Annotated in this window: 13 protein-coding genes; 4 read left to right on the top strand and 9 right to left on the bottom strand. The window is 73.3% G+C overall.

The genetic code is table 11. From position 1 onward, the window contains the following. The first annotated feature begins 524 nt into the window (after positions 1–524). Positions 525–2,588, top strand: coding sequence for a M13 family metallopeptidase (locus C7456_RS08580; protein ID WP_109723343.1), 2,064 nt, complete (start codon positions 525–527; stop codon positions 2,586–2,588). Positions 2,589–2,768: 180 nt separating this feature from the next. Here C7456_RS08580 and C7456_RS08585 read toward each other — a convergent pair whose 3' ends face one another. From C7456_RS08585 to cdd, 6 genes are all read right to left on the bottom strand, one after another. Then, entirely contained in the window at positions 2,769–3,125 is a 357-nt protein-coding gene (locus tag C7456_RS08585) for a hypothetical protein (protein ID WP_109723344.1), read from the bottom strand. A 75-nt stretch (positions 3,126–3,200) separates the two neighbouring features. Continuing rightward, entirely contained in the window at positions 3,201–3,773 is a 573-nt protein-coding gene (locus C7456_RS08590) for an NUDIX hydrolase (RefSeq protein WP_109723345.1), read from the bottom strand. Between the two features lie 75 nt (positions 3,774–3,848). After that, a complete protein-coding gene (locus C7456_RS08595; protein ID WP_109723346.1) occupies positions 3,849–4,793 on the bottom strand; it encodes a DMT family transporter in 945 nt (314 codons plus the stop codon). Between the two features lie 208 nt (positions 4,794–5,001). Next, entirely contained in the window at positions 5,002–5,898 is an 897-nt protein-coding gene (locus C7456_RS08600) for a 5'-3' exonuclease (protein ID WP_245889810.1), read from the bottom strand. After that, positions 5,895–6,470, bottom strand: a complete 576-nt coding sequence (locus C7456_RS08605) for a nitroreductase family protein (RefSeq protein ID WP_109723348.1) — start codon at positions 6,468–6,470, stop codon at positions 5,895–5,897. The genes C7456_RS08600 and C7456_RS08605 overlap by 4 nt, the downstream gene beginning before the upstream one ends. Positions 6,471–6,502: 32 nt before the next feature. Next, entirely contained in the window at positions 6,503–6,937 is a 435-nt protein-coding gene (gene cdd, locus C7456_RS08610; RefSeq protein WP_109723349.1) for a cytidine deaminase, read from the bottom strand. Between the two features lie 137 nt (positions 6,938–7,074). Between cdd and C7456_RS08615 the strand changes: the two genes are divergently transcribed. Continuing rightward, the gene (locus tag C7456_RS08615) at positions 7,075–8,175 is read left to right on the top strand and encodes an NAD(P) transhydrogenase subunit alpha (protein ID WP_109723601.1); all 1,101 of its coding nucleotides are present in this window, start codon (positions 7,075–7,077) and stop codon (positions 8,173–8,175) included. A 295-nt stretch (positions 8,176–8,470) separates the two neighbouring features. On the opposite strand, the gene C7456_RS08620 is transcribed toward C7456_RS08615, so the two are convergent. From C7456_RS08620 to C7456_RS08630, 3 genes are read right to left on the bottom strand one after another with little or no spacing between them, the layout of a single operon-like run. Further along, on the bottom strand, positions 8,471–9,085 hold the full coding sequence (locus tag C7456_RS08620) for a DUF3106 domain-containing protein (protein WP_109723350.1): 615 nt from the start codon (positions 9,083–9,085) through the stop codon (positions 8,471–8,473). Between the two features lies 1 nt (position 9,086). Beyond that, positions 9,087–9,479 (bottom strand): hypothetical protein, encoded by a 393-nt coding sequence (locus C7456_RS08625; protein WP_109723602.1) that lies wholly within the window; start codon positions 9,477–9,479, stop codon positions 9,087–9,089. Beyond that, the gene (locus tag C7456_RS08630) at positions 9,476–10,057 is read right to left on the bottom strand and encodes an RNA polymerase sigma factor (RefSeq protein ID WP_109723351.1); all 582 of its coding nucleotides are present in this window, start codon (positions 10,055–10,057) and stop codon (positions 9,476–9,478) included. Before C7456_RS08630 ends, C7456_RS08625 begins: the two co-directional genes overlap by 4 nt. A gap of 135 nt (positions 10,058–10,192) precedes the next feature. Here C7456_RS08630 and C7456_RS08635 point away from each other — a divergent pair, with 135 nt between their 5' ends. Next, the gene (locus C7456_RS08635) at positions 10,193–10,495 is read left to right on the top strand and encodes an NAD(P) transhydrogenase subunit alpha part 2 (protein WP_109723352.1); all 303 of its coding nucleotides are present in this window, start codon (positions 10,193–10,195) and stop codon (positions 10,493–10,495) included. Next, positions 10,495–11,928: an NAD(P)(+) transhydrogenase (Re/Si-specific) subunit beta gene (locus C7456_RS08640; RefSeq protein WP_109723353.1), complete on the top strand. Its 1,434-nt coding sequence runs from the start codon at positions 10,495–10,497 to the stop codon at positions 11,926–11,928. Before C7456_RS08635 ends, C7456_RS08640 begins: the two co-directional genes overlap by 1 nt. Positions 11,929–11,932 lie beyond the last annotated feature (4 nt).

Raw genomic sequence — 11,932 nt, forward strand, 5'->3', positions numbered from 1 at the left:
GGCGGGGTTTTTCGACGGGGCTCCTGCCCCGACGAAAAACTGGCCCGCCTCCCTGCGGGCCACCCTCCGGGCTGGTCCGCCGCCCACCCGCCGCGCCATAGGGGCCCCGAAAGAGCAGCGTGCTTCCTTGCGCGCACTCCTCACGCTCGCTGCGCGAGCGAGAAGCGGGAGGCGAGGGACGAGAGGCGAGCAGCGAGTGGTGAGAAGTGAGTGGTGAGAAGTGAGTGGTGAGAAGTGAGTGGTGAGAAGTGAGTGGTGAGAAGTGAGTGGTGAGAAGTGAGTGGTGAGAAGTGAGTGGTGAGTGGTGAGTGGTGAGTGGTGAGTGGTGAGTGGTGGGCGAATCAGGGCGGGACTTTCGGATGTGCCGCGCCTTGCGCCCTCTCCCCTCCGGGGAGAGGGCTGGGGCGAGGGGCGGGGCTAGCGAAGGAATCACATCCCCATCCCGCTAGCCCGAAAGTCATGCACCGCAACCCCCGCCACGCGGTCCATCATGGGCGCCCTTAATTCCTGGCGAGGTGGCAACCATGCGACGCATCCGGTGGACTCTCACGACAGCGCTGCTGCTCGGCTCGGCGGTGGCGCCGGCGGCCTTCGCCGCCACGGCGCCGGCGCTGCACCAGGGCGTGGACCAGGCGGGCATGGACCGCTCGGTGAAGCCCGGCGACGACTTCGACGCCTACGCCAACGGCGGCTGGCGCAAGACCGCGGTGATCCCCGCCGACCGCGCCAGCACCGGCATCTTCCTGCAGGTGTTCGAGAAGGCCGAGAAGCGCAACGCCGAGCTGGTGAAGGGCGTGGCCGCCAGCCATCCGGCCGCCGGCACCGACGCGCGCCGGATCGCCGACTACTACGCCGCCTTCATGGACGAGGCCGCGATCGAGAAGGCCGGCCTCGCGCCGCTCAAGCCCGAGCTGGACGCCATCGACGCGATCAGGGACCGCGCCGGCCTGGCCCGCGCGCTGGGCGCGCAGCTGCGCGCCGACGTGGACCCGATCAACGCCACCAACTTCCAGACCGAGCACCTGTTCGGCCTGTTCGTGACGCAGGGCCTGGAAGACCCCGACCACAACATGGCCTACCTGCTGCAGGGCGGCCTGGGCATGCCCAGCCGCGAGTACTACCTGTCCGCCGACAAGGACATGGCCGCGGTGCGCGAGAAGTACCTGGCCCACGTCGCCACGCTGTTCCGGCTGGCCGGCGACGCCGACGCCGACGCCAAGGCCAGGAAGGTGTTCGACCTGGAGACCAGGATCGCCAGGGCGCAGGCCAGCCTGGTCGACAGCGAGGACGTGCACAAGGCCAACAACCCGTGGCCGCGCGAGGCCTACGCCAGCAAGGCGCCGGGGCTGGACTGGGACGCCTTCTTCGCCGCCGCCGGCCTCGATTCGGCCAAGGTGGTGGACGCCTGGCAGCCGGACGCGATCCGCGGCCTGTCCGCGCTGGTCGCCAGCGAGCCGCTGGACAGCTGGAAGGCCTGGCTGCGCTTCCACGCCATCAACGAGGTCGAGTCGCTGCTGCCCAAGGCCTTCGCCGACGCCAGCTTCGACTTCTACGGCCGCACCCTGCAGGGCACGCCCAGGCAGCGCGACCGCTGGAAGCGCGCGCTCGGCCTGGTCAACCTGGACCTCGGCGACGCGGTGGGCAGGCTGTACGTGCAGAAGTACTTCCCAGCCTCCTCCAAGGCGCAGGTGCAGGCGATGGTGAAGAACATCCTGGCCGCCTTCGACGAGCGCGTGGACAGCCTGGACTGGATGACCCCGGCCACCAAGCAGAAGGCCAAGGCCAAGATCGCCACGCTGAAGGTCGGCGTGGGCTACCCGGAGACCTGGCGCGACTACGCCGCGCTGGAGATCCGCGCCGACGACCCGGTGGGCAACCACCTGCGTGCGCGGAAGTTCGAGTACGAGCACCAGAAGGCCAAGCTCGGCCGGCCGGTGGACCGCGGCGAGTGGTGGATGACGCCGCAGACGGTGAACGCGGTGAACCTGCCGCTGCAGAACGCGCTGAACTTCCCGGCGGCGATCCTGGAGGCGCCGTTCTTCGACCCGAAGGCCGACGCGGCCAGCAACTACGGCTCGATCGGCGCGGTGATCGGCCACGAGATCAGCCACAGCTTCGACAACACCGGCGCCGAGTTCGACGCGGAAGGCCGCATGGCCAACTGGTGGACGCCGGAGGACCAGGCCCACTTCAAGGCCGCCGGGCAGAAGCTGGTGGCGCAGTACGACGCCTACGAGGTGCTGCCGGGCCTGCACGTCAAGGGCCAGCAGACGCTGGGCGAGAACATCGCCGACGTCTCCGGCCTCACCGTGGCGTGGATCGCCTACCACAAGTCGCTCGGCGGCAAGAGCGCGCCGGTGATCGGCGGGCTGACCGGCGACCAGCGCTTCTTCCTCGCCTTCGCGCAGTCCTGGCGCGAGAAGACCCGCGAGGCGGCGCTGCGCCAGCAGGTGATCGCCGACGGCCACGCGCCGGGGCGCTTCCGCGCGCAGACCGTGCGCAACCTCGACGCCTGGTACGACGCCTTCGGGCCGCGGCCGGGCGAGAAGCTCTACCTCGATCCGGCGCAGCGGGTGAAGATTTGGTAGGCAGGGATGGCCCGGCCCGGTCGGCCAGGCCATCGCGGCCGGAGGCCGCTCCACAAGGCTTGCCGCAACCCTGTGGGAGCGGCCTCCGGCCGCGATAAGCAGCAAGGCCGCCGCCTTCGCAGACCACGAAAAAGGCCCCGCACGCGGGGCCTTTTTCGCGCGGGCGCCTTGCGGGGCCGCTTACCAGGAGCGCACGTCCACCACGCTGACCGTGTAGGTCTGCATGTCGCTCTGGTAGCGGAACAGCCGGCCCATGTCGAAGTCCACCGACTGGCCCGGCGCGATGTTGGCGGTGCCGGCCGGCCAGCCCTTCTTGGCCACCAGCACGTTGCCGCTGGCGTCCTTGGCCTCGACTTGGATCTGCGCGGCGGCGGGCTCGGCGCAGTGGTTCACCAGCTGGCCCTTCATGCTCATGCGCGGGCTGCCGGCGGAGGAGGCGACCTTGAAGTCCTGGATGGCGAAGTCGGTGGCCGCGCAACCGGCATGGGCAGCCAGCGGGGCGGCCAGGAGCAGGGCGGAAGCGAGCAGGGTTTTCATGGGCGTATCCGTCGGTGTCAGGGGAATGTCGGGAATGTGACGACACCCCTTGCATCGGCGGCGACGCGGAAAACTTTAGGCCCCGCCGCCGCGCCCGTGCTCGATGAACCACAGCCCGGCGAACAGCTTGGGGTCGATCGAGTAGCCCTCCGCCGCCCGCGCGAACAGCCAGGCGCCGGCCTCGGCGCGCGGCACCTCGTGCACCACGATGTCCTCGGTCTCGTCGCCGCCGCCCGGGCCGACCTTCTCCAGGTCCCAGGCGCGCACGAAGGCGATCATCTCGGTGCTCATGCCCGAGGACGAGGGCCCCTCGTGGATGAACTCCAGCCGCCCGCAGCGGTAGCCGGTCTCCTCCTCCAGCTCGCGCCGCGCCGCCAGCAGGGCGCTCTCGTCCGCCTGTCCGGCCAGGTCGCCGACCAGGCCGGCCGGCATCTCGATGGTGTTCTTCAGGATCGACACGCGGTACTGCTCCACGAACAGCACCTTGTCCTCCGGCGTCACCGCCAGGATGATCACCGCCCCGCCGGGGTTGTTGCGCGCCGCGTACTCCCAGCGCCCGCGCCGGTACAGGCTCAGCCACTTGCCGCGGTAGAGCGTCTCCTCGGGCGCGCGGGCGTCGGCGGGAATGCGGGGATCGGCGGGATTCATGGGCATCGCGGTCCGGTCGTGGGCACCGCGGCATGTTGCCGTGCCGCCGCGACGCCCACAACCGCGCCCTCGCGCTCAGGCGGGCAGCGGCTGCGGCCGGATGCGCACCGCCCAGGCCACGCCGGCCGCCAGCAGCGCGATGCCCAGCAGGGCGAGCGGGCCGGGCGGATGCCCGCGCAAGGCGAAGGCGTAGCCCAGCGCGGCCAGCGTCTCGAACACGATCAGCTGGCCGGCCAGCGCGGTGGGCAGGCGCTGGCTGGCCGCGTTCCAGCACAGCGTGCCCAGCCAGGAGGCGAACAGCCCGATCGCCGCCATCAGCGCCACGAAGCGCAGCGGCTGCGGGCCGAACGGCATCGGGAAGCCGGCGCCGGCCGCACGCAGCGCCGGCCACAGCAGCAGGTAGCCGGCCAGCGCCAATGGCAGCGTGGCCACGCCCTGCGCGGTGGTCCAGGCGCGCGGGCTGCGTTCCGGGTGCCGGCGCAGCCAGTCCGCGTTGCGCAGCGGGTACCAGGTCCAGCACGCCACCGCGGCGCAGGCGAGCAGCACGCCCTGCAGGCGGCCGGCCCCGGCCGCGGCGTCCGGCGCGTGCAGCTCGGCCTGGTTGACGCAGGCGATGCCCAGCGCGATCAGCGCCAGCGAGGGCGCCAGCCGCAGCCAGGGCAGCCGGCCGTCGCGTCGCGCGTCGCGCAGGTTGACGCTGACCGCGATCACCACCGGCAGCGTGCCGATGATCATCGTCGGCAGCGGCGCGCCGGCGAGCTGGATCGCGCCGGCCAGGCACAGGTAGTAGAGCAGGTTGCCGACGGCGGCGAGCTTGAGCGCCTCGGTCCAGTCCGCGCGCCCCAGCCGCGCCAGCGCGGCGCGGTCCATCCGCGCCAGCGGCAGCGCGATCAGGCCGAAGGCGAGGTAGCGCCCCACCGACAGCAGTGCGGCGGGATAGCCGGGCAGCAGCAGCGGGGCGACGAACACCAGGCCCCACATCAGGCCCGCGGCGAGTGCGTAGAGGATGCCGGTGCACATGCGGGCAGCGTGGCGGCCCGCGGCGGCGGCGTCTTGTACGAGATTGCTCGGCCGGCCGTGCGGCGGCGGCCACGCCGTCCGCACCCCTCGTCGTCACTCCAGCGCAGGCCTGGCCGTCATTCCGGCGCAGGCCGGAATCCAGCGGAGCGCGCGCCCGGCGTATTCAGTTCCCCAACACCGGGGCCATTGGATGCGGTAGCCATGTGGGCTATGGGTCCAGCAGGGCGCGCATCCGCGAGCGCGTCAGCGGCCCGAAGCGCAGCCGCCCGCACAGCTCGTCCAGCCGCGCCTCGTCGCCGCGCAGGCGGCGCAGGGCGTCGGCCCCGGGCGCCACCGGCGCGTCGAGCGCGATGCGGGTGAGCCGGCGATAGAGCCGCACGGCTTCGGCGTGTTCGCGCAGTTTCGCCGCGCAGCTGGCCGCGCCGCGGATGCGCAGGTAGGCCACCTCGTCCACGCGGTCGAGCAGCGCGTCGAGGCTGCCGAAGTGGGCGAGCAGCGCGGCGGCGGTCTTGGCGCCGACGCCGGGCACGCCGGGGACGTTGTCCACCGGGTCGCCGCACAGCGCCAGGTAGTCGGCCACCTGGTGCGGATGCACGCCGAGCTTCTCGTGCACGCCGGCCGGTCCCCAGCGCTGGTTGCGCGCGTAGTCCCACTGCTCGTCGTGCTCGCCGAGCAGCTGGCCGAAGTCCTTGTCGGCGGAGACGATCACGCCGCGCAGGCCGTGCCCGCGCAGGCTCCACAGCGCGCTGCCGATCAGGTCGTCGGCCTCGTAGCTGTGGTCGATCAGCACCGTGACGCCGAGCGCCTGCGTCACCTCGCGGCACAGCACGAACTGGCGCTCCAGGTCGGGCGGCGGCAGCTCGCGGTTGGCCTTGTAGGGCGGGTAGATGGCGTTGCGGAAGGAGGTGGTGAGCGAGGCGTCGAAGGCCACCGCCACGTGCTCGGGCCGCGCCTTCTCCAGCAGCTCGCAGAGGAAGCGCGCGTAGCCGTGCACCGCGTTGACCGGGCGGCCGTCGGCGTCGTGGAACTCGTCCGGCATCGAGTGCCAGGCGCGGAACACGTACAGGCTGCCGTCGATCAGGTGGACGGCGGCCGCGCCGTTCATGCCGGCGTCCATTCGCGGTAGACCTCCTCCAGCGCCGGGCGCTCGCGCTCGGGCACCTCGGCCTGCGGCGTGCCGATGTGCACGAAGCCGGTGATCTTCTCGTTCGGCGCCAGCCCGAGCAGCGTGGCCACCTCGGCGTCGTAGGCGGCCCAGCCGGTCAGCCACTGCGCGCCGTAGCCCAGCGCCTGCGCGCCGAGCAGCAGGTTGTAGGCCACGCAGCCGGAGCTGAGCTGCTGCTCGATCGGCGGCACCTTGCTGTCCTGCGCGATGCGCGCCACCACCACCAGCACCAGCGGGGCGTGGGCGTAGCGGTTGCGCTCCTTCTCCTGCTTGGCCCCGGACATCGCCGGGTCGCGCGCCAGCGCCAGCGCGGCCAGCCGCTCGCCGAACGCGCGCTTGGCCTCGCCGCGGAGCGCGATCAGCCGGAACGGCACCAGCTTGCCGTGGTCGGGCACGCGGATCGCCGCCTGCAGCAGCGCGCGCAGCGCGTCGCCCTCGGGCGCGGGCGCGCCGAGCTGGCGCGAGGGAACCGACAGGCGTTGCTGGAGGACGGCGAGCGGGGAATCGGGCATGGGGACGATCCGGGGAGGGCGGAACCGCGATGTTAACCCGCCCCGGCCAGCGCCTCGCCGCGCGCCGGCAGGCGGAAGGCGCCGGGCAGCAGCGCGCCCACCGTGGTGGCCTCGTGCGTCTCGCCGAGGTTGCCCAGCAGCACCGGCATGGCCGCGTCGCACAGCTCGGCCATCACCTGGCGGCAGGCGCCGCAGGGGCTGACCGGGCCGGGCGTGTCGGCCACCACCGCCAGCGCGGCGAAGTCGCCCGGCCGGCAGCCGGCGGCGACGGCGGCGAACAGCGCGGTGCGCTCGGCGCAGTTGCACAGGCCGTAGGCGGCGTTCTCCACGTTGCAGCCCTCGAACAGGCGGCCGTCGCGGGTCTGCACCACCGCGCCGACGGCGAAGCGCGAGTAGGGCGCCCAGGCGCGCTCGCGCGCCCTGCGGGCCAGGGAAAGAAGCGAAGCGGACGTTGCGGTCGCGGACATCGGGATCTCCGTTGGACCCCGGCCGGCGGGCGTCGCGCGCCGGCCGGTGGGCCAGTCTACCCCCGATGCGCGGCCGGCGGGCAAGCGGGCGCGGGCTTGGGCTAGGATGCGCGGACTCACAGCGCGAGGGGATGCCGATGCCGATCACCGTGGCCGCATTGCGAGAGACCGCCGCCGGCGAGCGGCGCGTGGCGATCACGCCCGAGGCGGCGCGCAAGCTGCGCGCCAGGGGCGCGCGCGTGCTGCTGGAGCGCGGCGCGGGCGCGGCGGCCGGGTTCCCCGACGCGGCCTACGCCGACGCGGAGTTCGCCGACGCCGACGCGGTGCTGGCGCAGGCCGACCTGCTGGCCTGCGTGCTGCCGCCGGACGACGCGGCCTATGCGAGGCTGCGCGAGGGCGCCACGGTGGTGGGCCAGCTGCGGCCCTACGGTGCGGCGGCGCGCATCGTGGCGCTGGGCCGGCGCAAGCTCACCGCCTTCGCGCTGGAGCTGCTGCCGCGCACCACCCGCGCGCAGGCGATGGACGTGCTGAGCTCGCAGGCCGCGGTGGCCGGCTACCGCGCCATGCTGATCGCCGCCGAGGCCTGTCCCAAGTTCTTCCCGATGCTGACCACCGCGGCGGGCACCATCCGCCCGTCCAGGGTGCTGGTGATCGGCGCCGGCGTGGCCGGCCTGCAGGCGATCGCCACCGCGCGCCGGCTGGGCGCGCAGGTGGAGGGCTACGACGTGCGCCCGGAGACGCGCGAGCAGGTGGAGTCGCTGGGCGCGAAGTTCCTCGACCTCGGCGTCAGCGCCGCCGGCAGCGGCGGCTACGCGCGCGAGCTGAGCGCGGAGGAGCGCGCCGCGCAGCAGCAGGCGCTGGCCGAGCACCTGAAGTCGGTGGACGTGATCGTCACCACCGCCGCGGTGCCGGGGCGCCCGGCGCCGAAGATCCTCACCGCGGCGATGGTGCAGGGCATGCGCCCCGGCGCGCTGGTGGTGGACCTGGCCGCGGAGGGCGGCGGCAACTGCGAGCTGACCCGGCCGGGCGAGCGGGTGGAACACGATGGCGTGGTCGTGCTGGGGCCGCTCAACCTGCCGGCCGGCGCGCCGCTGCACGCCTCGGAGATGTACGCGCGCAACGTGTACAACTTCCTGGAGCTGCTGCTCAAGGACGGCGCGCTGCAACCGGACTTCGCCGACGAGCTGGTGGAGAAGACCTGCCTGGTCCGCGACGGCGCGCCGCATTTCCACGGCTGAGCGGCGGGCGGCGGCGGACCCTGGTCTGATCCCGCCGAAGACGTCCGACCCTCCGCCGTCATTCCGGCGCAGGCCGGAATCCAGTCGAAATGAACCCTGCGAAGCAGACAAAAACCGATTCGGTGTGCTTCGCCCGACGTGGCTTGACTGGATTCCGGCCTGCGCCGGAATGACGGGCGAAACGTGCGCCTGGACCGGGGCGTCCCGGGGGCCGAGGCTCCAAAGGAAGTGCGCCCCCGGGGCGCGCCCTGGATATCGTCCGGCGGCGGATGGCCCGGCGGCTTCCCCGTTCCCTCTAGAAATCGTCCGGCGGCGGCGGATGATCCGGCGGGCCGTCGCCCGGCGGCGGGCGGTCCGGCGGCGGGCCGCCGTGGCCGCGCGGCGGCGGGGGCGGCACCACGCCGTTGGGGCCGAGGTTGTCGATCCACTGGCGGCGCTGCTCGGGCGTCTGCTCGCGCCACTGCCGCATCAGCTGCTCGCGCTGCTCCGGCGGCAGCCGCTGGAAGCGCTCGAAGGCCTGGTGCAGCTGCTCGCGCTTCTGCGGCGAGAGCTTCTCGAACTTCTGCATGTTCCGCCGCGCCGCGGCACGCTGCTCCGGCGTCATCTGCTGCCAGTGCTCGATGTGCTCGCGGATGCGCTCGCGCTGCTGCGGCGGCAGGGTGGACCAGTGCTGCGCGCGCTCGAGCAGGTGCGACTGCCGGCGCGGCGGCAGGCTGTCCCACTTGTCGCGCAGCGGCGCCAGCACGTCCTGCTCGGCCGGGCTGAGCTCGCGCCACGCGCGCGGCGGCGGCGGCTGGTCGCGGCCGGGCGGCGGCGGGGGCGGCAGGTCCTGCGCGCGCAGCGGCGCGGGGGCGCACAGGCCGAGCAGGGCGGCGAGCAGGGCGGACAGGAGCGGGCGGGGCGTGGTCATGTCAATGCGCGGTGGCGCCGCCGCCGTTGCCGTTGGCGGCGAGCCAGCCGTAGAAGTCCAGGTCCTGGTAGAGGTTGGGGTCGGCGCTGTCCGGGTCGGGCGGCAGCTCGCTGTCCAGCGTGTCGCCGGCGGCCGCCGCGGTCGCCGGCGCGGTCTGCGGCGCGCGGCTGGGCGACGACGGCCAGATCATCAGCGCCGCCAGCGCCAGCACCGCGAAGGCGCCCGCCGGCAGCAGCGTGCGGCGCAGCAGCGGGTGCGCCGGCCGCGCCGCGCCCGCCGCCAGCGCGGCGCGGCGCGCGGCGCGCAGCCGGCCGGCGGTCGCCGGATCGAGCCGGCGGCTGGCCTCCAGGTGCAGCGCGCGGGCGCGCTGTTCGAAACGGTCGGGCGTGTTCATCGCCATTCCTCCAGATGTTCGCGCAGGTGCTGCATGGCGCGCGACAGGTGTGTCTTCACGCTGCCCTCGGAGCAGCCCATGGCCTGCGCGGTCTCGGCCACGTCCAGGCCCTCCAGCACGCGCAGCATGAACGCCTCGCGCTGGCGCCGCGGCAGCTTGCGCACCGCGGCGGCCAGGTCCGCGTAGGACTGCGCGTCGTGCAGGCGCTCCGGCGGGCCGGGCGCGTCGTCGGCCGGCTCCCAGGCGGGCAGCTCGTCGCCGTCGTCGTCGCGGCCGCCGCCGAGCCAGCCCACCACGATGGAGCGCACCTTGCGGCGGCGCTGCAGGTCCACGATGCGCCGGCGCAGGATGCCCCAGAACAGCGGCGTCCACTCCTGCGGCGGCTTGTCCCGGTAGTGCTTGACCAGGCGCAGCATGGCGTCCTGCACCGCGTCCAGCGCGTCCTCGCGGTGGCCGAGGTTGAGCTCGGCCAGGCGGAAGGCGCGCCGCTCCACCTGGGCCAGGAAGGCGTCCAGCGTGGCGGGCGCGGCCGCCTCGCCGCCCAGGTTTTCCTCCAGCAGGCCGGCCAGCGCGTTCATGTCGGCCCCGGCCCCGGCGTCGGCAGGCTCATCCACGGGCTCCATCGGTTCGTTCCCGCCCATCAACGCGGCAGTCTCGCGCGGGTTGACCGCCGCCCGTATGATGCGGCAACGGTGTCCTGACGGGGTGGGGTCATGATCGACGGGTTCCTGGCGCTGTACATCTTCATGCTGGCCGCTTTCACCGGGTACGAGATCATTGCGCGGGTGCCGGTGATCCTGCACACGCCGCTGATGTCCGGTTCCAACTTCGTTCACGGCATCGTGCTGGTCGGCGCCATGATCGCACTGGGGCACGCGCAGACGCCATTCGGCATCGCCGCCGGCTTCCTCGGCGTGCTGCTGGGCGCGGGCAACGCCGCCGGCGGCTACGTGGTGACCGAGCGCATGCTGGAGATGTTCAAGTCCAGCAAGCCCGCCGGCAGGGAGGCCAAGTGATGGCCTGGCTGCCGGTGGCGATCAAGGCCTGCTACTTCCTCGCCGCGCTGCTGTTCATCCTGGGCCTGAAACGGATGAGCTCGCCGCGCACCGCGCGCGGCGGCATCGTCTGGGCCGGCGCGGGCATGCTGCTGGCGGTGCTGGCCACGTTCGCGCTGCCGGACCTGCACCACCGCGGGCTGATCCTGGCCGCGGTGCTGGTCGGCGTGGCGGCGGCCTGGTGGTCCGGGCGGCGCGTGGCGATGACCGCGATGCCGCAGATGGTGGCGCTGTACAACGGCATGGGCGGCGGCGCGGCGGCGGCGATCGGCGCGGTGGAGCTGGTCGGCTACGCCGGCGCGGCGGTCACCCTGCTCGACGGCGGCGAGTTCACCGCCAGCGGCGACGGCGGCCCCGGCCTGGCGCCGCTGGCGCTGGCGGTGCTGGGCGCGCTGATCGGCGCGGTGAGCTTCTCCGGCTCGCTGATCGCCTTCGCCAAGCTGCAGGGCTGGCTGGACCGGCGCTTCGTGTTCCCCGGCCAGCGCGCGGTGAACCTCGTGGTGCTGGCGGCCGCGCTGGCGGCGGGCGCCGCGCTGGTGTGCGGCCAGCTCACGCTGCCGCTGGTCGGGCTGTTCTTCGCGCTGGCGCTGCTGTTCGGCCTGCTGATGACGCTGCCGATCGGCGGCGCCGACATGCCGGTGGTGATCTCGCTGTACAACGCCTTCACCGGCCTGGCGGTGGCGTTCGAGGGCTTCGTGCTGCAGAACGAGGCGATGATCATCGCCGGCACCGTGGTGGGCGCGGCGGGCACGCTGCTCACGCAGCTGATGGCCAGGGCGATGAACCGTTCGCTCGGCAACGTGCTGTTCGGCAGCTTCGGCGCGGCGGCCGGCGCGGCGGGACAGGCGATCGCCGGCAGCCAGAAGCCGGTCGAGGCCTCGGACGCGGCGGTGATGATGGCCTACGCCGAGCGCGTGGTGATCGTGCCGGGCTACGGCATGGCGGTGGCGCAGGCGCAGCACAAGGTGTGGGAGTTCGCGCAGCTCCTGATCGCGCGCGGGGTGAAGGTGAAGTTCGCGATCCACCCGGTGGCCGGCCGCATGCCCGGCCACATGAACGTGCTGCTGGCCGAGGCGGGCGTGCCCTACGACCTGATCGCCGACATGGACGACATCAACCCCGAGTTCCCCGCCACCGACGTGGCGCTGGTGATCGGCGCCAACGACGTGGTGAACCCGCTGGCCAAGACCGACCCGGCCTCGCCGATCTACGGCATGCCGATCCTCGACGTGGCGGCGGCGAAGAACGTGATCGTGGTCAAGCGCGGCAAGGGCACCGGCTTCGCCGGCATCGAGAACGCGCTGTTCTACGCCGACAACGCGCGCATGCTGTACGGCGACGGCCAGGCCGCCGCGGGCGCGCTGGTGGCGGCGCTGAAGACGCTGGACGGCTGAGCTT

This window comes from Fulvimonas soli (genome assembly GCF_003148905.1).
Classification (GTDB): Bacteria; Pseudomonadota; Gammaproteobacteria; order Xanthomonadales; family Rhodanobacteraceae; genus Fulvimonas; species Fulvimonas soli.

What these genes read in the sequence shown, in the direction of transcription:
- C7456_RS08580 (WP_109723343.1), top strand. Translation starts at nt 525, where the DNA reads ATGCGACGCATCCGGTGGACTCTCACGACAGCGCTGCTGCTCGGCTCG.
- C7456_RS08585 (WP_109723344.1), bottom strand. Translation starts at nt 3,125, where the DNA reads ATGAAAACCCTGCTCGCTTCCGCCCTGCTCCTGGCCGCCCCGCTGGCT.
- C7456_RS08590 (WP_109723345.1), bottom strand. Translation starts at nt 3,773, where the DNA reads ATGAATCCCGCCGATCCCCGCATTCCCGCCGACGCCCGCGCGCCCGAG.
- C7456_RS08595 (WP_109723346.1), bottom strand. Translation starts at nt 4,793, where the DNA reads ATGTGCACCGGCATCCTCTACGCACTCGCCGCGGGCCTGATGTGGGGC.
- C7456_RS08600 (WP_245889810.1), bottom strand. Translation starts at nt 5,898, where the DNA reads ATGAACGGCGCGGCCGCCGTCCACCTGATCGACGGCAGCCTGTACGTG.
- C7456_RS08605 (WP_109723348.1), bottom strand. Translation starts at nt 6,470, where the DNA reads ATGCCCGATTCCCCGCTCGCCGTCCTCCAGCAACGCCTGTCGGTTCCC.
- cdd (WP_109723349.1), bottom strand. Translation starts at nt 6,937, where the DNA reads ATGTCCGCGACCGCAACGTCCGCTTCGCTTCTTTCCCTGGCCCGCAGG.
- C7456_RS08615 (WP_109723601.1), top strand. Translation starts at nt 7,075, where the DNA reads ATGCCGATCACCGTGGCCGCATTGCGAGAGACCGCCGCCGGCGAGCGG.
- C7456_RS08620 (WP_109723350.1), bottom strand. Translation starts at nt 9,085, where the DNA reads ATGACCACGCCCCGCCCGCTCCTGTCCGCCCTGCTCGCCGCCCTGCTC.
- C7456_RS08625 (WP_109723602.1), bottom strand. Translation starts at nt 9,479, where the DNA reads ATGAACACGCCCGACCGTTTCGAACAGCGCGCCCGCGCGCTGCACCTG.
- C7456_RS08630 (WP_109723351.1), bottom strand. Translation starts at nt 10,057, where the DNA reads ATGAACGCGCTGGCCGGCCTGCTGGAGGAAAACCTGGGCGGCGAGGCG.
- C7456_RS08635 (WP_109723352.1), top strand. Translation starts at nt 10,193, where the DNA reads ATGATCGACGGGTTCCTGGCGCTGTACATCTTCATGCTGGCCGCTTTC.
- C7456_RS08640 (WP_109723353.1), top strand. Translation starts at nt 10,495, where the DNA reads ATGGCCTGGCTGCCGGTGGCGATCAAGGCCTGCTACTTCCTCGCCGCG.